Below are 22844 nucleotides of genomic sequence, written 5' to 3' on the forward strand. Positions count from 1 at the left end.
CCCGGCCAAAGGCATATCGCGGATCGCCGAACGCCGCCGTCACACCTTAAGAACCCATGCTCAACAGTCTGGATCTCGAAGGCCGTCCGCAGGACACCAGGGTCGTCGTCGCCATGTCGGGCGGCGTCGATTCCTCGACGACGGCTGCGCTGCTCAAGGCTGAGGGCTACGACGTCGTCGGCATCACGCTGCAGCTCTACGACCATGGCGCGGCGACCCATCGCAAGGGCGCCTGCTGCGCCGGCCAGGACATCCACGACGCCCGCGACGTCGCCGCCAAGCTCGGCATTCCCCATTACGTGCTCGACTACGAGGACCGTTTTCGCGAGTCCGTCATCGACAATTTCGCCGACTCTTATGCTCTTGGTGAAACGCCGGTGCCGTGCATCGAGTGCAACCGCTCGGTCAAGTTTCGCGACCTACTCAAGACCGCGCGCGAGTTAGGGGCCCAGGCGCTCGCCACCGGCCATTACGTCGCCTCGCGCCGTCTCGACGACGGCTCGCGCGCGCTGGTCTGCGCCGCCGATGCCGATCGCGACCAGAGCTACTTCCTGTTCGCGACCACGCAGGAACAGCTCGACTATCTGCGCTTTCCGCTCGGCGACATGACCAAGCCGGAGACGCGCGAGCTCGCGCGCCGCTTCGGTCTTGCGGTCGCTGACAAGCACGACAGCCAGGACATCTGCTTCGTGCCCACGGGGCGCTACACCGACATCATCACCCGCCTGCGGCCGAACGCGATGGACCCCGGCGACATCGTCGATCTCGACGGCCGCGTGCTCGGCCGGCACAACGGCATCGCCAATTTCACCGTCGGCCAGCGCCGCGGTCTCGGCATCGCCGCTCACGCGCCGCTGTTCGTGGTGCGGCTCGAGGCCGCCAATCGCCGCGTCGTCGTCGGCCCGCGCGAGGCGCTGAAGATGCACCGCATCAGCTTGCGCGACGTCAACTGGCTCGGCGGCGGTGATATCGATAGCGCCATCGGCAATGGCCTCGAGATGTTCGTGCGCGTGCGCTCGACGCGCAGCCCCCAGCCGGCGTGGCTGCGCGGCGCTGGCGGCCATTACGAGATCGAGCTCGTCGCCGGCGAGGAGGGCGTCTCGCCGGGCCAGGCCTGCGTGTTCTACGATGCGCCCTCGGGGCAGGCGCGCGTGCTCGGCGGCGGCTTCATCCAGAGCGCCGCGGCGAAGGTTGCGAGCAACGCTGCGAGGCCGCTGGTGGAAGCGGTGCGCGGCTAGAAAATTTCCGGGGCAGGGGGCATGGCAGCAGACATCTCGCGGGCCGGGGTCGAGAAGGCCTATGGCCGCTGGGCGCCGGTCTACGATCTCGTGTTCGGCAAGGTGTTCGACGCCGGAAGGCAGTCGACCATCGCGGAGGCCGACCGCATCGGCGGCCGCATCCTCGATGTCGGCGTCGGCACCGGGCTCTCACTCTCTGACTATTCGCGCACCACGAAGATCTGCGGCGTGGACATCTCCGAGCCGATGCTGCGCAAGGCGCAGGCGCGCGTGCGCGCGCTGCGGCTCAGCAATGTCGAGGTGCTCTCGGTGATGGACGCGAAAAACCTCGCCTTCCCCGAAAACTTCTTCGATGCGGTGGTCGCGCAATATGTCATCACCGCCGTGCCAGATCCCGAGGGCACGCTCGACGAATTCGTGCGCGTGCTGAAGCCCGGTGGCGAGCTGATCCTCGTCAACCACATCGGTGCCGAGAGCGGTCCGCGCAAGCTGTTCGAGCTCGCCTTCGCGCCCGTCGCCCGCCGCCTCGGCTGGCGCCCGGAATTCCCGTGGCAGCGCCTGGTCGACTGGGCCGCAAAGCACGGCGGCATCACGCTGGCCGAGCGCCGCCCGATGCCGCCGATGGGCCACTTTTCGCTGATCCGCTACCGCAAATCGTGATCATGGGCTCGGAACACGCGGGCTTGGCCGCGCGTTTCCCTCCCATGCGCACGACATCGAAACTCCTCGTTGCGGGCCTCGTCATCGCCGCTTCAGGCGCCGCGATGGCGCAGGCCCCGCCGCTTCCTGCGACGCCGCCGCAAGCGACCGCGCCGCCATCGGCGCAGCACGCCGCCAATTGCCTGCCCCAGGACCGCCCGAACCGCGCCGCCGTACCCGACGGCACCACCACCGGCCAGTCCCGGGAACCGCTCGGCGACAGGCTGGCCAAATCCGACGGCGTGCTCTGCCCGCCCTCGGGCGTAGACCCCGACATGCACGCCCCGGCCCCCGAAAGCGGCGGCAACACCCCCGTCATCCCGCCCCCCGGCAGCCCCGGCGGCGACCCGACGGTCCGGCCGAAATAGGCTCGCTCTTCCTTCGCCTCTCCCCGCCTGCGGGGAGAGGCCGGAGCGCATCGAAGATGCGATCCGGGTGAGGGGACTCTCCGCGAGTCTGGTGCCCGAAATCGCGACTCCAGCGCCTAAAGGGGCCGGTTTTCCCCTCTCAAGCGCCATATCCGTCAAAGCTTTCGCAAACCCGGATTGACAGCACGCCGCCCCCTTCCTTATATGCCGCGCGTTCGCGAGATCGGCGGTTTCGCCGTTCGCGACCCTGTGGCGGGGTAGCTCAGCTGGTTAGAGCACGGGAATCATAATCCTGGGGTCGGGGGTTCGAGTCCCTCCCCCGCTACCATAAAGCCGTTTGAAATCAATATGATATGCGGATTCGGCGCGAGCGCCGCATCTGAGACACCTGTGCCGTAGCAAATCGGTAGCGTCTCAAGTTTCTCGCGATTCGTAATCGAATCCTTGAAGGGCTTCGGCGGCCTGAATCCTTCAATTGAGCAATCTTTTCAGTTTTTCCCCGGGCCCGGGCCCTGAGTACCGCAATGCTTTCGGGCCCTGCCAAAGAAACTGCATCAAGCTCAGACCAGAACGGAGAGGATTGCACTCCGAGGGTGCGTCATTGGTCGGTCTCAAACCTGCGGGAGCGGAGCCGCGCGGGCGCTGTTGCAAGCGTCGCACAGTCGCCAACCTCACATCTCGAACCCTAGCAGTGCATCCTTCGTGGATCGTGGATGAAATCCTCTTGCGAAGCTTCCGCCGGGCAATGTTTGTCTGGATAGTTTCACCCTTGGTGATGCGACTATTCAGCTTGCGCGGCCGTGACGGCAGGTAGGCGCCTGACCCAGTCACCTAGATCCGTCGCTAAAATAAGGGTGCGCCGTCCACGCTTGACGGCACGTAGCTCGCCCGACCGGATCGCTTGATAAAGTGATGAGCGACCGCTGCACGCGAGGTTGCAGGCTTGAGCGATGGTGTACACTAGGGGGCTTGGCGTCGCTGCGGTATCCATTGTTGATCCTCCAGTGGTTCGGGATAATTCGTCCGTGCTGCCCGAGGACAAACCCTCGGAACGTTGCCTTCAAAGAAACAAACTGAACTTCGCCTGTCACCCAGGCCCCTTCACAACCGCTTTTCGCCAGACGCCCCGTTCTTCGCTTCCAAGGTAATGCCATTCGAATCCTTGGTTAAATCGGGCACTCCCGCTTCTCCCTCGGCAGACCCCGTCAAGTTGGGCTCGCGCCGATGCAGCGTTGGGGCTCGATTGCTGAACGCGGCCCCGCCGCAACACCTCCGAAACCTCCGCGCCCGCCACGCGCCCGCGATCCATCAACCGCTGCGCCACAACCTCGACCACCGCGCGGTTTGCCTCGAGGAGTGACCGCGCGGCCGCGACCGCGTCAGCGAGCTCGCGAGCCACTCCCTCTCGGACCTCCGCAAATGATAACAATGTTCGCGTATCATCACGTGGACCGAAGTAGGTGATGTAATCCGCGCCAATCACTCCGAGCGAACCGACCATGGCGGCGGCCAGCGAGGTCGCATGGTCGAGGTCCGACTCCCGTGCGCCGCCCGCACCATGCGAGCCGGCACCGAGCAGCAGTTCCTCGGCAGCCCGTCCGGCCAAAATCACCTGGAGCCGCCGGCGATAGACCTCAAGCGTTCCTGCGCAAGCCGGAGCAGTGGTGCGCACCAACCTGCCGCCGCGTGAGCCGACCCGGGCCGTATTCGCAAACACGTTGTCGGGACCGAAATGGATCACGTCGGCCACAAGGTGGCCGGCTTCGTGCACGCAGTTGCGCCATCGCAGCTCGAGTGGCCGATCGTCGTTCGTCACCAGTGCGCCGCGCAGGTCGCGCAAAGCGAGAGGCCGGCCTCCGTCATTGCGCGCCGCGCGGCGCGCGTCCTTGACCACGCGCTCGACGTCCGCACCGACCATGCCGATAGCCAACTCGACGATCGCGGTCAGGTCCTCTTGCTGTAAGTCGCCGCGCAAGCGCACCCTGAACATGCGCTCCAGTTCGGCAGAGTCCGGCAAACCAATATTGACGATCTTCTCCAGGCGACCCGATCGCAGCAAGGCGGGTTCGCAGCGACTGATTGCGTTGGTCGCGCCGATGACCAAAACGCCCTCACGCCCTTTGATGCCGTCGATTTCGGCAAGCACCGCGTTCACAACTTCCACAACATAGTCTCGCCATGCGTGGGAAATGCTGGCGCGGTCAGCGATCGAATCGATCTCGTCGATAAAGACGCACGATGGAACATTGGCGCGTGCATCCTCGAAATCTTGCCGCACGGAACGCAGCAGATGGCCGAGGTTGCCCTCGCCAGACCCTTGCCACTTGGCCAGCGACGCACTCATCATGTGAAGGCCGGCTTCGCGGCAAAATACGGCAGCGAACGTCGACTTGCCGCAGCCAGCCGGGCCGTTGAGTGCGATTCCTGACGAGATTGCAGAAGACCACGAGATATGTCCATCTTTCTAGGATTTGATGTCGGAGATTGTCGCCTCGGCCCAGGCGCGGGCCTCGCCCAGCCCGTGCAGATCCGACAGTGTCAGATCACGCGCCGCCTTGAGCTTGTCTTTTGCATCGCTCAAGCGCTGGAGTTCGGCAATGCATTGGGCGGGCGTACGATCGAACCGAACCGCAATGACAAGGTCTGTTAAGGTCGTTTGCGCTACAATCCTGCTGTCGATCGCCTGCCGACAGGCTCCGCCGGTCACGAGCCTTATCACCCGAACAATGGTCGCGGCGTCAAGTCTTGGAAAGTCGATCCGCGCCGTGGCGGCGTGACGCAGAGTGCTGGGACGGAAACGCTGTGCGAAGCGCTGATAGTTGGCATTGGCCTCCGCATAGCCGGGCGCGTCCTCGAGGGTGCGATTTATCGCACTCCGCAATCGGCCCAGGTTGTTCGCGAGGTCGAAGTTCCCGGATGCCTGCGCGCGCTCCTGTGCCCCGAAGTCGGTCTATAAGACTATGCGGCTACCAGCGGTCGCGGCGGCAATTTCTGAGTCGATCCAACTCGATCTCGCGGTGGTCGGCGCACCGCTGGCGTATCGAGTGGCGAAGTCACTTCTCCAGGACGCAAGCGTTAGCGCCCGCGTCTGGCGGATCTCTCAATCAAGGTTTTGGACCGGGCAGGGCACATTGCTCCTACTCGCAAGGACACGTCGTCACAACAGAAGGCGCTCTCTGAGATGTCTCGCGACGAACTCGCCGCCTTCATCGAGCGCAACCAAGCCGAGATTGACAAGGTCGAGGGCGAGCTGGCGTCGCGGGCTAAGGACGTGTCTCATTATCTTCGATGAGATCAGAGCACTGCTTCAGGTGCGATATTCGTCAATCGGCTCTGATTTCACGTTTACGGTGACTTCCATGCTGACATCCTCGCCGGCATCGCCCCAGTAGCTGCCTGAAAGTGGGATAGCCTGAGCCGGGGTTCGAGCTACGCCAACCCTAATAAGGTCCCGATTCCCGACTATTCCATTGGTTGGGTCGAACTCTACCCAGCCCGAGCCCGGGACGTAGATTGAACACCAAGCGTGTGTCGAGCCACCTCCGAGCCGGACCGGTCCATCGCGATCGGGCACATAGACGTACCCGGTGATGAAGCGGGCGGCGAAGCCGAGCGAGCGCGCGGCTTCCATCATTAGAAATGCGAAATCTCGGCAGGTCCCCTGTTGAAGGCCTATGGTTTCCGCGGGTGTTTGTGTACCTCGCATCGTGCGGCGCCGGTAGGAAAATCCCTCTGCGATCGCCTCGTTGAGCGTCATGAGTAACTGCCCGGTGGGTCGGTTAACGCCAGGCCCCATGAACTTGGAAAGCCATTCGTCGACGGCTGTATCGCTTGGATAATGGCGACGGATGTATGGGTCTAAATCCGGCAGCTCGTTGCCGTCATAAGCGAACGGATGCTCCCGGGCGTATTCCTCGATCCGAAAGTCTGGAGCGTTCTCTGGAGTATGCTCAAGACGAATTGTCGTTTCAAACTCCAGCACCTCTGCCAAAGTATTGAAGTCAACCAGCGTGAGGCAATTGCCGAAGACGTCATGTATCCAGCGAATTTCGACGGGATCCGGTTTTACCACAAGTTGGCAGTCGAGCAGCCGCTGATCAAAGCTATCTCGCGGACGAAAGAGCATTTGATGCTGCCCAAGCTTTACGGGCGTGGGATAGCGATAAACAGTGCTGTGGTGGACAGTGTAAATGGTCATCGCATGCGCTCGGAACCGCAAGATAAGACCCGGTCTTGCCCGTAGTCCGCAAGCGGAAATCGATTTGTTCGTCCCGCATAACTGTCCTTCATTTCAGCAGCATAGCCGAAGTGGAGCGAGGAACAAATCAGGGCTGGGCGCGCTTTGTCTGTCACGGTCAACGGCGACGGGTAGGGAGACGGCTGAAGGGCAATTTCCCGTGGTCGGATGCATCAAAGATCCATCCGGCGTCGCCGCGCTATATTTAGGAAAAAAGGAAGGTAAGAAGCTTGTCTATATGGGCAAGGTCGGAACGGGCTGGGACCCGACTACGTCCGGCAAGATGCGTCGGGCTCTCGACACCGTGATTAGTCCAAAGAGTAAACTGAGTAAGCAACTCAAGAACCGAAAGCTACCTGGGTTGAGCCCGTTTTTACAGCAGAAATTGAGTATCGCGATATCACGTCAGAAGGACTGCTGCGTGCCAGTGCCCTAAAAGGATTCTCCAGGTCTTGACGTTTGTTAGGTCTGGTTTCCGACTTGAGGTGTACGATGACTCTATCACCGCGCGGATCGTGCTTATATCGGTGATGAGAACGCCAATTGCGCTCCCAGCTTTCTCGAACGAAAGGAGCGCGCCATGCAGAAACGGCGTCGTTTCAAACAAACCGAAACTTTGGATGAACGTCTTGCAAGGGAAGCCGAGAGGTTGAGGGCGGAGGTCCAGGCAATGCCGCCGGGTCTCGAACGCGAACATCTTCTTCGCAAAGCGAAGCAGGCAGAAACAGCTTCGCACATGAATGACTGGCTCAGGTCCCCTGGCTTGCAGCCGCCAAAATGAAAAAATCTCCGTTGATAGTTCACGCGGCTCTACTGCTTGGGCGGGCTCGCAAGACGCCGGTCGGCCCCGCTCGAAACGATCTGCGGCAGTTGGCGCAAGGCCTCCTAAGACTTCACAAAGCAGGACTGCGAGCCAACGTGGAGGTCGTCGAGGCGAAGTACCGGTCGACAGTCCACTAGGAACGGCGGGCGGTGCTGCGGGTTCTGCTTTAATGAGCGAACCTATCCCTTGGCTGATTGAGTCTTCCATAAAGATCGCCTGGAATTATCTGGAGCGTACGGGCGAGATTGGGAATGCTTCAGAAGCCAGCCGCTTTCTCCTGAGGACTGTCGATGCGATGGTCCTCAAGGGAGAACATAGAAAGCTGATGCTCGCGAACCGCGCCATCGAAGCCTACCAACGCCATCGACGGGTGATCGCAGCATGACCAATTCCCATTGCCCAGTTTGCCATGGTCTCGGTTGGGTCTGCGAAAATCATCCGGACAAGGCGTGGACCGAAGGTGCGGGAGGCTGCCAGTGTGGCGCCGGTATGCCGTGTGTCTGCAACAGCGACGTGGATGGCGTACCCGACATCGAGGCGGTCATTGTAGAAATTGACACCGATCCCAAGCGACTCAATTGAGCACGAACAAGAAGGGGCTACAAATGAACCATCGGATTGACGAGAGCATTGCGGCCCGGGCCTACGAGTTGTGGGAGCAGGCAGGTAAGCCAGAGGGCCGAGACGAAGACTTTTGGCGTTTGGCCGAGCAGGAATTGCTCAACGAGGATCAAAGCTCACCTCGACGCACACCGGATACGCTTTAGGCGAGGGCTACCCGTCATACCCGCGCTTGCCGGCTATCATCTGCCCTGCGCAACCCTGAGGAAATTTGGCAGGCGGTCTTTCGAAGCCACCATGGAGAACTGGTCCAGTGCCGGCAAGGTCTCGGCCCTGACTGTCCGCAGACGGATCGTCCGTCATCTCCATTGAGAAGCCGAAGGGTTTGGAACGCTTTCCGTACAGATATTTTGATTTAGTCGCGGATTTCGAGCGAGTTGCCGCGTCCTGGTATCAGAGAAGGTCGAATTGATGGCTTCCGTCAAAGCGGAATTGGATAGATACTTTGAATTGTTCCGGCGACGGGTGCCCACGAAGGTGTCGACCTTCATTCTGTGGCTACAAGAACCATCCTCGTTTTTGGTCCGTGTCGTTGTCGCCTGTTTGCTCATCCTAGGAGGCGTCTTCAGCTTTCTGCCTATCTTCGGACTCTGGATGCTGCCTCTAGGCCTTCTTCTTATCGCACAGGACATCCCTGTTCTACAGAAGCAGCGCTGCGTGTTCTTCCATGCGACGGGATAGTGCCTCTCAGCTCGCTTGCGATTGGTGATGTCGTGCTGAACGCGAACCGCATAAAGAAAGCGCCCGTCAGCATCGCGGACGCTCGACGACGTCACCTGGGCCCAGATATGGCCGCCATCCTTGCGGGCAATGCGCTTTTCGATGCTGCAGCGCTCGAACTCGCCCGCGAGCTGGCGCTGGAATTGACGGCGATCCTCCGACACATCTTCCGGATGCGTCTCCTCGAAAATTGTTAGGCCCAGCAGTTGGGCCGCCGAATAACCTGTGAGCGAAGGCCTTCTAACCGCCGTCTATCAGTACCAGATCAGGGATGGCTGGACGCTGCAGCCCAATTTTCAGTACATTATTCACCCCGGTGGAGGAGCAACGAACCCTTCAGGACCTCTAGCCGGAACGCCACTCGAGAATGCTTCCGTGTTCGGCTTGCGGACGACTCTTAAATTTTAGGAGGGACTTCCGAAACGTAGTTCGCGCCGTAGGCGCCACATGAGGACGGCGACCGCGAACCAGACGAGCGAACCCGCTGCGAGGCAGAGCGCGGGCTGTAAAGCGCGTCCGTGCCAGATGAAGAGCGCGAAGCAGGCAAGGCCCAGACTTCCCCATCCGGCCCCGGCGGCATCAAGTGCGGCGGCAGCCTTTCCGCGTCGCTGCCCGCGCAGGCCGTTTTTCTCCTTGCGCTCACGCTCATGCTTCTCGATCAAGGTCGCACTGGCACAGAAGATCGCCGGAAAGGCCAGCATCAGCCCGCCGGCCTCCGGCCCTGCCCCGTCCGCGACAAGGCCAGCCACCACGGTTGCCAACCCGCCCAATGCAAAACGCACGACATATTCGTAAAGTCGTCCCTGCTTGAGTGCGGAGAACTTGAAGTGGACAACCATAGTGGTCAGCCTATCAAAAATTGCTTGAGGCCTATCGCGGCCACAAGCCAGATCGCGAAAGCGGCGAGGGTGGCCTTGAGCGCCGACCATTCGGCCCGTATCAGCAACTGACAAACAGCAACGCTGTAAGCCGCGAGCGCGATCGAACCGAGCATCATCGAGCGGCCTTCGATCGCAACATAGTCGCCGCCATGTTTTGAGAAGGCGAGGCCGAGCGTTGCTAGAGCTACGGAGGGCGCGGCGCCAAACAATCCCGCGAAGCTCTTGGGCCGCAGCACGTCGCCTATGACCGCAAACAGGGAAACGACCAAGCCGCCAATCAGAAAGCGCAGCGCGTAGTCCACCATTTCCTCCTTGATCGCCGTTTCTAGGACGATCTTGGTACCAGCATGCTGACCGCCATGCCGACGATGCAAAGAGCCATCGCCGCCGTCGACGCCCAGCCGAGCCAATACAGCCAGCCTTCGACCACGAGCTTGCCCATCACGTCACGCCGTCTGACAAGCAGCATTAAAACGGTCATTACCGGTGCTGCTAGCACCCCGTTAATGACCGCACTCCAGTAAAGCGTCTTGATCGGATCAATTGGCGTGAAATTGAGCGCCACACCGAGGCCGACCGAGAGGGCAAGCACCGAATAAAACGCCATGGCCTGCCGCGGTTTGCGGGCGAGGCCAACGAGGCATCTGCGGCCTTCGCCAATGGCATAGGCTGTCGAGCCGGCCAGCATCGCATGAATATTACATCAGGGCTGCTCAGGGCACTTTGACAGTCCTTTGGCCGACAGGCTCGCCTGACCTGTGCCGCTGGTTTAATGGTGCCAGAAGATCGCGAGCAGCAGAATGATCGGCAACGGTATGCCCAGCAACCACAACAATGCGCCTCGTCCAAAGCCCATGGCTCTCTCCTCCAGTGATCTGTCCCTCGCATCCAACGCGTCCGTCCGGCGCACAGTTCCTCGCCGGGAACGGTTTTCGAGGCGGTTGATTGAAAGACCAGGTCGACTTGCTCTGCTTTCCAATCGCTCTTTTACGGAGATTGCTGCAGGGCATAAGGACATCTGCGAGAGAAGGCAGTCGATGACGATACGAGTACATCCTTTGTCCGCCGATATCGAACTTGCGCGTGCGATTGCGCGACACACCCGTCCGCTGCCGGAGCGGATTTCGGGCGCGCTGACCTGGGGAGCGGATGAGCATATTCTGACCGCGGTAGCCGTCGGATGGTGGCTCTGGTGTCGCGCCAAACCACTGCCGCAGCGGCACGCAAGCGATCATGTGCTGCTGACGACGCTCGCCTCTGTCCTGTTGCCACACCTTCTAAAAACGCATTTTGACCAGGTGCGGCCGGACCGGCGCACCGTGCGCGGCCATCTGCATGGCATCCCACTCTCCGGCCGCGCGCTGGATGCGTTCCCCTCGGGGCATGCCGTGCATGTCGGTGCCCTCGCATCCGCCGCCGCGGTCCTGTCGCCCGCCAAGCGCAATCTCGCGTGGGGCCTCGGCGCCGTTCTGGTGTCGACGCGCGTGTTCCTGCTGGCTCACTGGGCAAGTGATGTACTTGCGGGTCTGGCGATCGGAGTCGCGCTGGAGCGCGTCATAAGGCGGCTGACGGGATTTGGTCGTCAGGGAAGATCGGGCTAGTCATGGGGCAACTGCTCGCACCCCCCGGTCCTCACGCCGTCCATCTCTGCATCGACATGCAAAGGTTGTTCGCACCGTATGCCCCGTGGGCAACGCCCTGGTTGGAGCGTGCGCTACCCGAGGCGGTCAGGCTGATTGCGCACGCGCCGCCACGTACCGTCTTCACGCGCTTCATTCCGGTCCGTAACAAGGCCGAGGCGCGCGGCGTCTGGAAAGCCTATTATGAGAAATGGGAATGCGTGACACGCGACAAGGCCGATCCGGGGTTGCTTGAGCTGATGCCGGCCCTGACACGCTTTGTGCCGCCTGCCACAGTCATCGACCGCCAGACTTACTGCGCATTCACCAATAGGCGGCTGCAAGCCTTTCTGGATGAGCATCAGGTGGACACGCTGATCGTGTCTGGCGGTGAGACCGATGTCTGTGTGCTCGCAACGGTGCTGGCTGCGGTCGATATCGGCTACTGTGTTATCCTCGCTGAGGACGCGCTCTGCAGCTCGTCTGATGAAAGTCACGATGCGCTCATCAATCTCTACACCAAGAGGTTCAGCTTGCAGATCGAGGTGGCGCCGGTTGCCAGCATCCTTGCGCGCTGGAGCATCGTCAGGTGATCAGCCAACCTCGTAAAAAGCTCTCGTTTCTTCGGGGCGGTCGCCAGGTCACGGATGAGGGCGCACTCGGCAGCATCCGTGCGGAGCTTTTCCAATTGAGCCTGCATGTCTTTCATTGCGATCAGTTCCGTTCCCGAGCGGAACCATACCGCTTGTGTACGAAAGCGCACAGACCTGATTGCCAGTTTTTCCTAAGCTAGGGATGCTTAGCGACCCACTACCGCCAAGCACCTCCAACGGTCCCAGCATAGGGGTATGCTGGGGCCGTTTTTATTGGACCTCAGCCTTGATTAAGCCGCACGAAGGTTCCGCTCTCGTGCAGCTCGAGCCAGCCTCTCTCGACCGCATGCTGGATGCCGGTGCCGAACTCCGGGCCCGTCGCCTTGCAGCCGTTCCTGGAGAGGAACGGCGCGTTGATCTTCTCGATGTGAATGCGCCCATTGACGGGCTCGACGCCGGCGGCGAGCTCGAGGAGCTTGCGTGCGGCAACTTGCGGATCTGCGAAGTGGCGGGTCTCGACGTGCTTCATGCGCTGGCGCCGGCGAGCTTGTCGCGCTCGATGCGAGCCAGTTCCTTGGCCTTGGCCTCGGCCTCGTTGCGCGTCAGCAGATCCGGTCGAAGCCGCCGGCCGGGCAGGTCGCCCCAGTAGAAATAGACGCTCGGACGGCCGTCCGCGAAGCGGACCTTATAGCTGCCGGTGTCGGGGACGCGTTCGTGCTTCTTGATCGTGATCGGCGTGGTCATGGGGGCTTTAATAGGAGCTCGGCACGGGCGCTGTCACGTATCAATCTTTGCGGTGGACCGCCAATAGCATAGGTCTAGGAGTTCGGTACCATAGAGCACGTCGCCAACGGGGTCGCGGGGCACCAGGAAAACTTGGCAGCCGCCTTGCCACATAGACAAGGGCCGCCGACTCGCCATCAGCGGCCCCGTCCGGGTTTCAATAATTCCGAGATCAAATGGTCTAGCCAGCCCCGGATTGCCGATTTTTCCCGATCCTCAAGATTCTCGCAAGCACATTTGTGAATCGTCTAATTGATTTTTTCGCTGCCACAGACGCAGCAGATTAGGCGGGTGTCTCCTGTCTGCCCCTGCGAGTGTCTTAACTAGTCACCTGAATCTAAAGTTCGCCACATAATGTCTGCTGGGCTTTGTGGCAGAAGCGTTTGACGGACGCCAAAATCTGGTCTGCGGACTTGGTCCATTTGAAGGGCTTCGGGTGTCTGTTGTGCAAATCGATGAAGGTACGGATGTCGGCCTCGAGTTGCCTGACGGAGGTGTGAACACCTCGCTGGATCTGCTTTCTGGTGAGCTCAGCGAACCAGCGCTCGACCTGGTTGATCCATGACGCGGAAGTCGGCGTGAAATGGACATGATAGTGCGGCCGGCGGGCGAGCCACGCTTTGATCTTGGGTGTTTTGTGAGTGGCGTAGTTGTCCATGACGATATGGACATCGATCCCTTCAGGGACTTGAGCGTCGATCTCTTTGAGGAACTTCAAGAACTCGATTGCCCGGTGGCGTTTGTAACATTTGCCGATGACGAATCCCGAGGCGACATCGAGCGCGGCAAACAGCGAGGTCGTACCATGCCGCACATAGCTGTGCGTGCGCCGTTCCGGTACGCCCGGCATCATCGGAAGGACCGGCTGCTCGCGATCCAGGGCCTGGATCTGGCTTTTCTCATCGACACTGAGGACAAGGGCTCGGTTCGGTGGGGACAGGTAAAGGCCGACGATGTCGCGTACCTTGTCGACGAACAGCGGATCGCTCGATAGCTTGAATGTCTGGCTACGGTGCGGCTGCAAGCCGAACGCCGCCCACATTCGGCGGATCGTGGTGTGGGAAAAGCCGGTTTCCGCAGCCATCGAGCGGATCGACCAATGCGTGGCATCGGCTGGCGTCGTCCGCAACGTCCGCTCGATCACCTCAGCAACCTGATCGTCGTTGATGGTTCGAGGGCGGCCAGGGCGTGCCTCGTCAAGCAGGCCATCACAGCGGTCCTTCAAAAATCGGCGACGCCACTTGCCAATGGTGTGTTCGTGCAGGCCGAGTTCGGCAGCCACAGACTTGCTTGGCAATCCATCCGCGCATCGCAGGATCGCGCGGCATCGCTCAGATAGCGATCGGGCAACGCGATGACGACGAACTTGCCTCTCCAAGTACGTCCGCTCCTGCGGACCAAGCACCAACGGCGCGATCGGCCGGCCTCGCTCACCTGCATTAGCCACGAGCTCTCTCCTCTGTAGAGATTCGAGCTATCAACTAATGTGACGAACTTGCGTTCCAGATGACTAGGGCGCGGACTCATAACGCGCAGCCAGCCCTGTCCAGACGCAACGCTTCCGGGCAGGCCCCGGTTGGACACTTACCGAGTAGAAGGGGACCGACAATTTCCGCTGAAACCGTCCCAATGGACACCTTCTTGCCTTTGCTTTCGGTGCTATGATTGGGCACTAACGGCAGTGCAACATCTGGGTTTGGGGGTCCTATTGGCGATTGAAGGAGAGCCGGGACTTCAACGCGAAGCTCTCGTCAGCGAGCCGGCCCTGGACCGTGCCGAGCGGTTGGCCAATCTGCTGGCCTCCATAGTTGAATCTAGCGACGACGTGATCGTTAGCAAGAATCTGGACGGCATTATTACAAGTTGGAATAAGGGGGCTGAGCGCATCTTCGGCTATTCGGCCGCCGAGGCGATCGGCCAGCCTATTACACTTGTGATCCCGGAGGACCGACAAAGCGAAGAACGCGAGATTTTAACCCGCATCCGACGAGGTGAGCGCCTCGACCATTTTGAGACTGTTCGCCGACGTAGGGATGGTAGCTCAATCGTCGTTTCGCTGACCGTTTCTCCTGTCAAAGATGCCCACGGCAACATCATTGGCGCATCTAAGATTGCTAGAGATATTACCGAGCACAAGCGAGCTCAGGAGCAGATTCGCATTCTGGCTCGCGAGGCGGAGCACCGAAGCAAGAACATCCTCGCGAACGTACAGGCAATCATCAATCTTTCTCAGTCCGACACCTCCGAGCGCCTCAAGGAAGTGATCAGCGGGCGCATCCAAGCGATGGCAAATGTTCACTCGCTGTTTGTTGAAACGCGGTGGATAGGAGCCGAGGTCTCGGCGATCGCCAAGCAAGAGCTCGCCCCTTATCTCCAAGAAGGCCAAGACAAGCGGATTGTGATGGAGGGTCTGCAAATTGTATTAGAACCCACCGCTGCACAGGCGATTGCTGTGGTTTTGCATGAATTAGCGACCAACGCTGCCAAGTATGGAGCGCTGTCTAACGCGAAAGGCTGGATTGGATTGGATTGGTCGCGAGCCGAGGATGGACAGCTAATGCTCCGCTGGACCGAATTGGGCGGTCCGAGGGTAAATGCGCCCGAACGCAAGGGCTTTGGTAGCCGCCTCATCGAAGGAACGATCACCCCACTTGGCGGCAAGGTGCATTTTGACTGGCGCGCGGAAGGGCTAGTTTGCGAAATCGCCGTTCCGACGTAAAACCCAATCGAGCTTGGCTTCGCTGCTCTCACGACATATTGCGCTGCCCCAAGAACTTGGTCGCTATAGGAGCAAAGCAGACGTAGTCACCAGTCACATGACGCCGCCGGGTTTATAGGTACACGGCCTAGGACAGCACCCGATAAACCTTCGCGCGTTGAGCCGCTCGATCCTCGAACAGGAGAAGCCGCCAACTGAGGCGGCCTTTATTTGGTGAGATGGAGGGCGATCTTCTCGGCTTCGATTTTCTCGACCATCGCGCCGATTGCGGCGACTGTCTGTGCATCAGTCACCTTCGCAAGCAAGCCTTTCAGGTGGTTGATCCGTCTATCTAGCTCCACGCAATGTTCGCACATGCTTGCCATCCACGGTGGGAGGCGTGAACAACGACTCGCAGTCACCGGCAAAGGCCAAATGTTGTAACGGTGATGGCGATCAACCGGCCTATGCCGGCAAATGTTGTCATTCGGCCTGCAATATTGACCCCCTAAGCCGGGGGATCGGCGTCCAAAATTGACCCCCTATAGGTTGGTCTGTTGCGCTGCCTGCTTTGGAATGAAGCAGGTGGTCGAGGATGCTGATCGTGGAGACGATTGCGCGGATTCGGCGCGAGCACTTCATCAAGGGCAAGACGATCAAGGAGATTGCCCGTGACCTGAAGGTGTCGCGGAACACGGTCCGGAAGGTGCTGAGGTCAGGAGAGACCTCCTTCGAGTACGAGCGGCAAGTGCAGCCGCGGCCAAAGCTGGGACGATGGGCAGTAGAGCTCGACGGACTGCTGGCGGCGAACGCGGCCAAACCGGCTCGTGAACAGCTGACGTTAATCCGGATCTTCGAAGAGCTGCGCAGCCGTGGCTATGACGGCGGCTACGATGCGGTGCGGCGTTACGCCAGGCGGTGGAGCAAGGAACGCGGGCAATCGACCGCGGCTGCTTATGTCCCGCTAAGCTTTGCCCCAGGCGAAGCCTACCAGTTCGACTGGAGCCACGAGGTGGTCTTGCTGAGCGGCACCACGGTGATGGTGAAGGCCGCCCATGTCCGGCTCTGTCACAGCCGCATGCTGTTCGTGCGGGCCTATCCGCGGGAGACGCAGGAGATGGTGTTCGACGCCCACGACCGGGCGTTCGCCCTGTTCAAAGGCACCTGCACCCGCGGCATCTACGACAACATGAAGACCGCCGTAGAGACGATCTTCGTCGGTAAAGGGCGTCTCTACAATCGCCGCTTCCTGCAGATGTGCAGCCACTATCTGGTCGATCCGGTCGCCTGCACGCCAGCGTCGGGCTGGGAGAAGGGGCAGGTCGAGAACCAGGTCGGGCTGGTCAGGGAACGCTTCTTCACGCCGCGGCTGCGGTTCAAAAACCTCGACGAGTTAAACGCCTGGCTGCTCGACAAATGCATCGCCTACGCCAAGGTTCATCGCCATCCGGAGCTGGTCGATCAGACGATCTGGGAAGTGTTCGAAGCCGAACGCCCCAAACTCGTTCCCTATGCCGGCCGCTTCGACGGCTTCCATGCGGTGACGGCATCGGTCTCGAAGACCTGCCTGGTGCGCTTCGACAACAACAAGTACTCGGTCGCAGCCAGCGCAGTCGGGCGACCGGTCGAGGTTCAAGCCTATGCCGATCGCATCGTGATCCGTCAGGATGGACGCATCGTTGCCGAGCACCCGCGATCCTTTGGCCGCGGCGATACCGTCTACGACCCCTGGCATTATGTGCCGGTGCTCGCCCGCAAACCCGGCGCCTTGCGCAACGGTGCTCCCTTCAAAGACTGGGTGCTGCCAGCCGCGATCGAGCGGATCCGGCGCAAGCTTGCCAGCACCGACGACGGCAATCGACAGATGGTCGACATCCTCAACGCGGTGCTGACTGACGGTCTGCCCGCGGTGGAAGCGGCCTGTGCCGAAGCGCTCAGTCACAGCGTCCATTCGGCCGATGTCGTTCTCAATATCCTGGCCCGTCAACGTGAACCCGCCCCACCGGCCAACATCATGACGCCGGCCGCACTGACGCTCCGTCATGCACCGATCGCCGATTGTGCCCGCTACGACAACCTCCGGAGGACCATCTGATGGAACGAACCCAAATCTTCGACCTCATGGGCGAACTCAAGCTCTACGGCATGAAGGCTGCCTTCGACGAGATCATGGCAACTGCCGTCAAGCGCCAGCACGAACCTCAGCGCATTGTCGGCGACCTGCTCAACGCCGAGATCAACGAGAAGCAAGCCAGGTCGATCAAATACCAGCTCACCATTGCCAAGCTTCCGCTTGCCAAGGACATCGCCGACTTCCAGTTCGACGGCACGCCGATCAATCAGACACTCGTCAATGATCTTGCTGGCGGCGGCTTCATCGCCCAACAACGCAACGTCGTGCTGGTTGGCGGCACCGGCACAGGCAAAACCCACCTGGCCATTGCCATCGCCAGAAGCTGCATCCGATCCGGTGCCCGCGGCCGCTTCTTCAACGTAGTCGACCTCGTCAATCGCCTCGAGACCGAGACCCGCAACGGACGGCAAGGACGGCTCGCCGAGCATCTGACCCGGATGGACTTCATTGTGCTGGATGAACTCGGCTATTTGCCCTTCGCCCAGTCCGGTGGCCAGCTTCTCTTCCACCTCGTCAGCCGGCTCTATGAGCGCGCCTCCGTCATCGTGACCACCAATCTCGCCTTCGGCGAATGGCCGAGCGTGTTCGGCGACGCCAAAATGACCACCGCGCTGCTCGATCGGTTGACCCATCACTGTGACATCGTCGAGACCGGCAATGACAGCTGGCGCTTCAAAAGCCGCGACGACGATCACGCCACCCGCGCTCGTCTCGTCTCCGCTATCCCGGCCAGCTCCAACGAGCCGAGCGCTACCGTCAAACCGCGGCGCACGAAGGGGTCAAAATTGGACGCCGATGAGGGGTCAAATTTACAGGCCGATTGACAGTGGCCCACGACGTGGAACGAGTTTTTGCCGATATCGATGCCGATCACGGCGATCGCGGTACTGGGTGTCTGGGACATGGCGTGCTCCTTGTCTTGGCGCCCCTGGCCAGCTTATCGCTGGCGGGGCAGGAGCACGGCCGGACCATCCCATTAGCGGAAGTGAGGTGGTTATTGGGGTGATCTCCGGCCGATACTATAGGCCGTCGTTCTCCAACGCCTTTAAGCGATTGCGGCAACCTCAGCTTAACCAAGGACATGAGCGGTAAATTCACCAGCGCGCTCTACCCAAAGTGGGCTTTGGTTGAACGCCTCAAGAAGCGTTGAGCAGAGGTGAAGGTGCGCATGGAACTACAAGCGGCAAGGCCTCTCTTCAAGACGATCGGCTTCGTATTCGGGTTGTTCTGTCTTCTTATGGCCTATGCTTCGAGCGTTCGTCTTTACGAACACGTGCTGGGGGCCCTCTCCATGCCACAGCACGGGATAAGCGTTGTGCTCGACATCGGCGGGAATGTCCTCCTTTTAGCCATGAGTTGCTTCGGGGTGATTGCGGTATTGCTCATCGGCCGAAGGAGGTTGGACGGAGTTATCGGAAACTGGCCCTATGTCCTTCCTGCCGTGTTGGTCGCTGTATTTTGCGCGACGATGGCCGCTACGTTGGGCGCCAGACGAATGACCTGGGTTCTTCCTGCGGCCAGTCTTTTCGGCCTCGTCGAGCTATGGGCCGGATGGAGTGTTCTCAGACAGCATGGATTGCCGATCACTCCCCGCGTCTCGGACGTGTCCCTGATCCGAAGACAGAACGAGACCAGTCAATGACGGGGCATCCCGAACGTACGTCCGGTTGTGGCCCTTCGCGTCAGTTAGCGCAGTGGCACAATATGTCTGAAGTTGGGGGTAGATCAGAGGTAGCTTGACCGACCGCTAAACGACACGAATGACCCGTTGCGGACCTCGGACACCCGGATTAAAAATTGGACATTGAGGCCAAGCCGTCGGCCTCAAGTGGACGCCGCAAAGGCTAACCTATACCGCACCCGACACCGACGAAATGCCATCAAGAAGACAGCTTATTGCGGACGCGATGGTCGTTGATGGTCGAGGGCGCGTCTTTGTGCAAAGGCGCTCATCGACGCGTCGCTTGTTTCCCGGGTGTTGGGACTTAATCGGCGGGCACGTCGAAGACGACGAGGACGTTCGTTCTGCTCTGCGCCGCGAAATACATGAGGAGACAGGCTGGCACCTCAAAAACATCGTTCTTGAGCTAACACCTAAGTATTGGAGCTATGGGCCGACACCCTACGAAGAACGACAGTTCATCGTGACCGTCGACGGGGACCTCACAAATCCAGCTCTGGAAACCGACAAAGTGTCAGAAACTCTCTGGGTTGATCGCGCGAACGTGGAGAAGCTCAAAGAGAACCGTAAGCCGGAAGACCAATTGATCTACAATTCGGTGGTGGAGGCTCTGAAAGCTCTGGAGACAGTGCGGCCTCGGATATGAGATTGTCGTTGCGACTTGCTCCGCAACTGCGACGTCCGTTGTTGGCCCCAAGCAGCCACTGGAGAACGTCCGCTATTCCGCCGCTTATCAGGGGCAAGCGGACATCTGATCTGAGGCCATTTGCAAGTGCGCCCGCCCAACGATCCGGCAATCATTGGGCATCACCACAACAATTGCCCTTGAATGCCCAGCCATGTGGCGCAGGCCACAGGTCCATCATTCGCAAATCGGTTTGCTCTCCGTAGGCTAGGAGGCATGACACCATTCTTCCGACGAAAATCACCCATGGAAAAGCTTGAAGCCGAACTGGCCTCGCTGCGCACGCGCGCCGCAGCCTTGAATAGCCGCCATTCCGCTGCGGAAGCGGCCCACGATGACGCCAAAGCGAAACTCCAGCGTCACCACCTCGATGCCGATCTTGATGCCGATGACAAGGCCCGCGCGAAGTTGGAGACGGCGGTCGCCGCCTGCGCTGTGACCCGTGACGGTTACGCGAATGCGCTCGTGGAGGTGCAGGCGAAGATTACCGATGCCGAGCAGAAGCTCGCAGCAGAACGCGCTACTGTCGAACGCAAGGCCGCAAGCGAAAAGCTGGCCAGTGATCTCGATGCCGTCGAGCGGGCGCTGCCGGATTATCTGGCGGCTGGTAAGCGCTTTGCCGACGCCCTGGAGAAACTTCACTTCCACCATGAGAGCGGCGCAATGGTCCGCTTTATCTGCAACACCGCGACGCAGGTCGAAGTCGCTACCGGTTTTGCGCTCGTGGAGCTGCGCGGCATGGTGGTCGCGGTCCGCGAGGGCGTTGCGCCTATCCCGGCAGCCCAGCCGGTCACCACTTCGGTCCCGATTGCTGAGCCGTCGCCGCCGACGCAAATGATCTTCATGATGAAGTCTGCAAATTTCCGCGATCACGACGGCCGCATCCGTTTCGCCAAGCAATTTGAAGATGCAACCATGCCGGTGACGACTGCGCAGCGTGCTCTGCGCATGGGTGTGGCGGTCTTGGTGACGGATCCGAAGCGCGCTCGGCTCCGTGGTACGCGCGGCGGCGACTTCAATCCGCGCGCGCCAGATGTCATCGATCTCGATGTCGTCGAGGAGCCCAAGAACCTGCCGCACTACGATCCTGTGCCGCGCTCAGCGAACTTCACTCCGCTCCCCACCGCGGAACCGCGCACGATCCTGATTGACGTTCCGCGTTCGTGAATAAGCTTTCGCGGAGTCGGTGGAAGGCGGCCAGCTCATCGGACGCGATGAGCTGGCCGCAGGAGTTCCGGCATGAATGATGACTACATGAGCTTTGGCGACGAGCACGACGAATACGACGATCTGCTCGGCCGGTCACGCCGTGGCAGCGCGCTTGCTCGGCAAGCCGCTCGGCGGAGCGACAATCAATCCCGATCAGAACGGGAAGTACGGCGGTCTCGTGTGGGGGCCGCGCCACAGCGTTGCCTTCGGCAGCGATGACGACGCTGCTGATGTGCCGGAGCTGTGCGGCCAATTGCGGGACCTCATGCCCCAGGATGGCGAGGTTCGCGGCGATGCCGCAGATACGTACTTGCACGTGCTCGACCGTTGCATTGAGCTGGGCGCGGCATCTGTCGCGGAACGTATGCTTCTGCCAGGGAGCCCGTGCCCTCCGTTAGTGACGTTGAGCAAGCAGTTGCGCTCGCGACATTGGTCTGCAAGTCGGCACAGGCTGTCGAGCGGTTCCTGTCGTTCTGCGAGCAGCAGGCGCACGATCTGCTGCGCCCACACGGCCCAATCATCATGGCCCTGAGCATCGTGCTGAAAATTCGCCGGACCTTAACGGGCGCGGAGATCGACGACGTTATCGCAACGACGGTCGCGGGTCTACAATTGGCGGCCGAGCGCCGACGGCGCGCCGAGTGGCGCAAGGGCGAGCTGGCGGCCGAGCGCTTTCGCGCCGCATGTGATTACCTCAATGCCGTGCGGCTGCCATCATCTGCACAAAATCGGGTGCAGTAATCGGCGACATCTGGATCAGAGGGCACGGCGGATGTAACCGGCCTGATAATCTTGAAGGGCCCCGACGTGCAAAGCGTCGGGGCCATTTGTTGTGGTCGAACGTAGCCGTCTTTCCCTCGTTCCCTTAATGTCGCCGCTGCGCGTATATGGCGAGGAGACCCACTTGCCTCGCCCCGATCCGCCGATTGGATTTGTCAGCGCCAGAATTGTGCAGGATGTTGTAGGCATGTTGGTATCTTATCCCCAGACGCCGAGCAGTTTCCGCAGTGGTCGGGCCGTCGCCCGCCAAAGGTCGTGCTCGATCTGAGGTGGTCATTTCGGTCCGACCATAATCGGCGGCGGCTCGACCGTGCTCAGGTCCATTTCCATTGCGGATTGTTCTTCGGACAGCCGCCTTTCGAGGTAGTGCCGTTCGGCCTCACTTAACTCAGTTTCGAGCAGGCGCCGATATCGATCAATATTGTTCCTATGGGTACGTAAACGAGCAATTCGTTCTTCGGTCATCGTCGATCTCTCCGACGGACGTGGTCGCAATTACTTGGGATCGGCGTTGAGGTACTGGACGTCGTAGGTATCCCATTCCGTGGAAGCAGAGGGATTATTTTGACAACCTCGTGGTGAAAACGTGCCTGCTGTCCCATGCCCGGAAATGGCACCTCAAACGGCACGGCGTTACTTACGAGCTGCATTGCCTCTCATCACAGAAGGAAGTCAGATCAGGTCATTCATTGCCTTCAGCCTGAACCGGCGGCTTCTGCGCGCCCTGCACACTCTGGCTCAGCGACGCCAGCGCGGTGTTCAGCTCATCAGAGATGGGCGCGAGGTCCCTAATGTCCTCGAAGGCTTGGGCGATGCGCTCATTCGCTGATTTCTCGAACGGCTCGAAGCCTTCAGAGATGCGCGTTCCTGCTCCAAGAACGGTGGAAGCGGCCATCGGCCCAAGCAGGAGGAGTGCGGTTCCGATGATGCCGATCTTGCGGATGCGAGCCATCGGCGGTGGCCGCAGGAGGCGGTCATTGATCATTGTCTTCACCTCACGGCGTACAGTCCGTGCATCATGCCAATCGTTGCGAACAAACGGTAGATCGGGCGTCTACCATTAGGAGGTAACTCA

The 22844-nt window shown here is 60.4% G+C and carries 28 protein-coding genes, 1 tRNA gene and 3 pseudogenes; 17 read left to right on the forward strand and 15 right to left on the reverse strand.

Annotated features, from left to right (window positions below; translation table 11 throughout):
• Window positions 1-56 precede the first annotated feature (56 nt).
• The 4 genes from mnmA to AAFG50_RS09155 all read left to right on the forward strand — a co-directional run bounded on the left by mnmA (window position 57) and on the right by AAFG50_RS09155 (window position 2633).
• Window positions 57-1238: a tRNA 2-thiouridine(34) synthase MnmA gene (mnmA, locus tag AAFG50_RS09140; protein WP_028173122.1), complete on the forward strand. Its 1182-nt coding sequence runs from the start codon at window positions 57-59 to the stop codon at window positions 1236-1238.
• Between the two features lie 21 nt (window positions 1239-1259).
• Complete coding sequence (locus AAFG50_RS09145; RefSeq protein WP_011089732.1) at window positions 1260-1898, forward strand: class I SAM-dependent methyltransferase; 639 nt, start codon at window positions 1260-1262, stop codon at window positions 1896-1898.
• Between the two features lie 44 nt (window positions 1899-1942).
• Window positions 1943-2305, forward strand: a complete 363-nt coding sequence (locus AAFG50_RS09150; RefSeq protein WP_028173123.1) for a hypothetical protein — start codon at window positions 1943-1945, stop codon at window positions 2303-2305.
• Window positions 2306-2556: 251 nt separating this feature from the next.
• A tRNA-Met gene (locus tag AAFG50_RS09155) sits at window positions 2557-2633 on the forward strand.
• A 453-nt stretch (window positions 2634-3086) separates the two neighbouring features.
• Here the strand turns inward: AAFG50_RS09155 and AAFG50_RS09160 are convergent.
• The 4 genes from AAFG50_RS09160 to AAFG50_RS09175 form a co-directional block, all read right to left on the reverse strand.
• Window positions 3087-3296, reverse strand: coding sequence for a helix-turn-helix domain-containing protein (locus tag AAFG50_RS09160; RefSeq protein ID WP_074077374.1), 210 nt, complete (start codon window positions 3294-3296; stop codon window positions 3087-3089).
• A 96-nt stretch (window positions 3297-3392) separates the two neighbouring features.
• The gene (locus AAFG50_RS09165) at window positions 3393-4757 is read right to left on the reverse strand and encodes an AAA family ATPase (protein WP_311997700.1); all 1365 of its coding nucleotides are present in this window, start codon (window positions 4755-4757) and stop codon (window positions 3393-3395) included.
• A 12-nt stretch (window positions 4758-4769) separates the two neighbouring features.
• On the reverse strand, window positions 4770-5186 hold the full coding sequence (locus AAFG50_RS09170) for a hypothetical protein (RefSeq protein WP_049832455.1): 417 nt from the start codon (window positions 5184-5186) through the stop codon (window positions 4770-4772).
• Window positions 5187-5612: 426 nt separating this feature from the next.
• Complete coding sequence (locus AAFG50_RS09175) at window positions 5613-6503, reverse strand: transglutaminase family protein (RefSeq protein ID WP_028173125.1); 891 nt, start codon at window positions 6501-6503, stop codon at window positions 5613-5615.
• A gap of 277 nt (window positions 6504-6780) precedes the next feature.
• Between AAFG50_RS09175 and AAFG50_RS09180 the strand changes: the two are divergent.
• The 3 genes and pseudogenes from AAFG50_RS09180 (at window position 6781) to AAFG50_RS09190 (ending at window position 8132) form a co-directional block, all read left to right on the forward strand.
• Window positions 6781-6998: pseudogene (locus AAFG50_RS09180) on the forward strand (hypothetical protein).
• A 536-nt stretch (window positions 6999-7534) separates the two neighbouring features.
• Window positions 7535-7750 carry a hypothetical protein gene (locus tag AAFG50_RS09185; protein WP_074077371.1) on the forward strand — a complete coding sequence of 72 codons (216 nt, stop codon included), beginning with the start codon at window positions 7535-7537 and terminating at the stop codon, window positions 7748-7750.
• A 220-nt stretch (window positions 7751-7970) separates the two neighbouring features.
• Window positions 7971-8132 (forward strand): DUF2934 domain-containing protein, encoded by a 162-nt coding sequence (locus tag AAFG50_RS09190; RefSeq protein ID WP_074077757.1) that lies wholly within the window; start codon window positions 7971-7973, stop codon window positions 8130-8132.
• Window positions 8133-8285: 153 nt separating this feature from the next.
• On the opposite strand, the gene AAFG50_RS09195 is transcribed toward AAFG50_RS09190, so the two are convergent.
• Complete coding sequence (locus tag AAFG50_RS09195) at window positions 8286-8912, reverse strand: PAS domain S-box protein (protein ID WP_323922750.1); 627 nt, start codon at window positions 8910-8912, stop codon at window positions 8286-8288.
• A gap of 19 nt (window positions 8913-8931) precedes the next feature.
• Here AAFG50_RS09195 and AAFG50_RS09200 point away from each other — a divergent pair, with 19 nt between their 5' ends.
• Window positions 8932-9114, forward strand: coding sequence for a carbohydrate porin (locus AAFG50_RS09200; protein ID WP_082901065.1), 183 nt, complete (start codon window positions 8932-8934; stop codon window positions 9112-9114).
• Here the strand turns inward: AAFG50_RS09200 and AAFG50_RS09205 are convergent.
• The 3 genes and pseudogenes from AAFG50_RS09205 to AAFG50_RS09215 all read right to left on the reverse strand — a co-directional run.
• Window positions 9111-9545 carry a DUF3147 family protein gene (locus tag AAFG50_RS09205; protein ID WP_011090440.1) on the reverse strand — a complete coding sequence of 145 codons (435 nt, stop codon included), beginning with the start codon at window positions 9543-9545 and terminating at the stop codon, window positions 9111-9113. The two genes, AAFG50_RS09200 and AAFG50_RS09205, sit on opposite strands and share 4 nt — an antisense overlap.
• Before the next feature lie 5 nt (window positions 9546-9550).
• Window positions 9551-9892, reverse strand: coding sequence for a DUF3147 family protein (locus AAFG50_RS09210; protein ID WP_038967813.1), 342 nt, complete (start codon window positions 9890-9892; stop codon window positions 9551-9553).
• A gap of 20 nt (window positions 9893-9912) precedes the next feature.
• A pseudogene (locus AAFG50_RS09215) lies at window positions 9913-10275 on the reverse strand (divalent metal cation transporter); the annotation flags it as partial.
• Between the two features lie 370 nt (window positions 10276-10645).
• On the opposite strand from AAFG50_RS09215, the gene AAFG50_RS09220 reads away from it, so the two are divergent.
• Both AAFG50_RS09220 and AAFG50_RS09225 read left to right on the forward strand, forming a co-directional pair.
• Window positions 10646-11188, forward strand: coding sequence for a phosphatase PAP2 family protein (locus tag AAFG50_RS09220; protein WP_211434525.1), 543 nt, complete (start codon window positions 10646-10648; stop codon window positions 11186-11188).
• A gap of 2 nt (window positions 11189-11190) precedes the next feature.
• Window positions 11191-11799: a cysteine hydrolase gene (locus AAFG50_RS09225; protein WP_074077367.1), complete on the forward strand. Its 609-nt coding sequence runs from the start codon at window positions 11191-11193 to the stop codon at window positions 11797-11799.
• Here AAFG50_RS09225 and AAFG50_RS09230 read toward each other — a convergent pair.
• The 4 genes from AAFG50_RS09230 to AAFG50_RS09245 form a co-directional block, all read right to left on the reverse strand.
• Window positions 11721-11915: a hypothetical protein gene (locus AAFG50_RS09230; protein ID WP_074077366.1), complete on the reverse strand. Its 195-nt coding sequence runs from the start codon at window positions 11913-11915 to the stop codon at window positions 11721-11723. The genes AAFG50_RS09225 and AAFG50_RS09230 overlap by 79 nt on opposite strands.
• A gap of 164 nt (window positions 11916-12079) precedes the next feature.
• Window positions 12080-12328 carry a hypothetical protein gene (locus AAFG50_RS09235; RefSeq protein ID WP_038967815.1) on the reverse strand — a complete coding sequence of 83 codons (249 nt, stop codon included), beginning with the start codon at window positions 12326-12328 and terminating at the stop codon, window positions 12080-12082.
• On the reverse strand, window positions 12325-12543 hold the full coding sequence (locus AAFG50_RS09240) for a hypothetical protein (protein ID WP_038967816.1): 219 nt from the start codon (window positions 12541-12543) through the stop codon (window positions 12325-12327). The genes AAFG50_RS09235 and AAFG50_RS09240 overlap by 4 nt, the downstream gene beginning before the upstream one ends.
• A gap of 376 nt (window positions 12544-12919) precedes the next feature.
• Window positions 12920-14029 (reverse strand): IS630 family transposase, encoded by a 1110-nt coding sequence (locus tag AAFG50_RS09245; protein ID WP_028176082.1) that lies wholly within the window; start codon window positions 14027-14029, stop codon window positions 12920-12922.
• Between the two features lie 261 nt (window positions 14030-14290).
• On the opposite strand from AAFG50_RS09245, the gene AAFG50_RS09250 reads away from it, so the two are divergent.
• Complete coding sequence (locus AAFG50_RS09250; RefSeq protein WP_236845253.1) at window positions 14291-15301, forward strand: PAS domain S-box protein; 1011 nt, start codon at window positions 14291-14293, stop codon at window positions 15299-15301.
• Between the two features lie 206 nt (window positions 15302-15507).
• Here the strand turns inward: AAFG50_RS09250 and AAFG50_RS09255 are convergent, their stop codons facing one another.
• Window positions 15508-15657: a hypothetical protein gene (locus AAFG50_RS09255; protein WP_156149849.1), complete on the reverse strand. Its 150-nt coding sequence runs from the start codon at window positions 15655-15657 to the stop codon at window positions 15508-15510.
• A gap of 218 nt (window positions 15658-15875) precedes the next feature.
• Between AAFG50_RS09255 and istA the strand changes: the two are divergent.
• The 6 genes and pseudogenes from istA to AAFG50_RS09285 form a co-directional block, all read left to right on the forward strand.
• Window positions 15876-17366, forward strand: a pseudogene (gene istA, locus AAFG50_RS09260) (IS21 family transposase); the annotation flags it as partial.
• Window positions 17367-17374: 8 nt separating this feature from the next.
• Window positions 17375-18238, forward strand: a complete 864-nt coding sequence (gene istB, locus AAFG50_RS09265; RefSeq protein ID WP_039183785.1) for an IS21-like element helper ATPase IstB — start codon at window positions 17375-17377, stop codon at window positions 18236-18238.
• 344 nt (window positions 18239-18582) lie between these two features.
• Complete coding sequence (locus tag AAFG50_RS09270) at window positions 18583-19056, forward strand: hypothetical protein (protein ID WP_156902900.1); 474 nt, start codon at window positions 18583-18585, stop codon at window positions 19054-19056.
• A 265-nt stretch (window positions 19057-19321) separates the two neighbouring features.
• Entirely contained in the window at window positions 19322-19741 is a 420-nt protein-coding gene (locus tag AAFG50_RS09275) for an NUDIX domain-containing protein (protein WP_053815143.1), read from the forward strand.
• Window positions 19742-20026: 285 nt separating this feature from the next.
• Window positions 20027-20947, forward strand: a complete 921-nt coding sequence (locus AAFG50_RS09280) for a hypothetical protein (RefSeq protein ID WP_074077358.1) — start codon at window positions 20027-20029, stop codon at window positions 20945-20947.
• 426 nt (window positions 20948-21373) lie between these two features.
• On the forward strand, window positions 21374-21730 hold the full coding sequence (locus tag AAFG50_RS09285; protein WP_053815160.1) for a hypothetical protein: 357 nt from the start codon (window positions 21374-21376) through the stop codon (window positions 21728-21730).
• A 312-nt stretch (window positions 21731-22042) separates the two neighbouring features.
• Here the strand turns inward: AAFG50_RS09285 and AAFG50_RS09290 are convergent, their stop codons facing one another.
• Together AAFG50_RS09290 and AAFG50_RS09295 are read right to left on the reverse strand one after the other, a co-directional pair.
• The gene (locus AAFG50_RS09290; RefSeq protein ID WP_011090426.1) at window positions 22043-22234 is read right to left on the reverse strand and encodes a hypothetical protein; all 192 of its coding nucleotides are present in this window, start codon (window positions 22232-22234) and stop codon (window positions 22043-22045) included.
• Window positions 22235-22451: 217 nt separating this feature from the next.
• Window positions 22452-22754 carry a hypothetical protein gene (locus AAFG50_RS09295; protein WP_060910340.1) on the reverse strand — a complete coding sequence of 101 codons (303 nt, stop codon included), beginning with the start codon at window positions 22752-22754 and terminating at the stop codon, window positions 22452-22454.
• Between the last annotated feature and the right edge of the window lie 90 nt (window positions 22755-22844).

This window comes from Bradyrhizobium sp. B039 (assembly GCF_038965675.1).
In the GTDB taxonomy this organism is placed as follows: domain Bacteria; phylum Pseudomonadota; class Alphaproteobacteria; order Rhizobiales; family Xanthobacteraceae; genus Bradyrhizobium; species Bradyrhizobium diazoefficiens.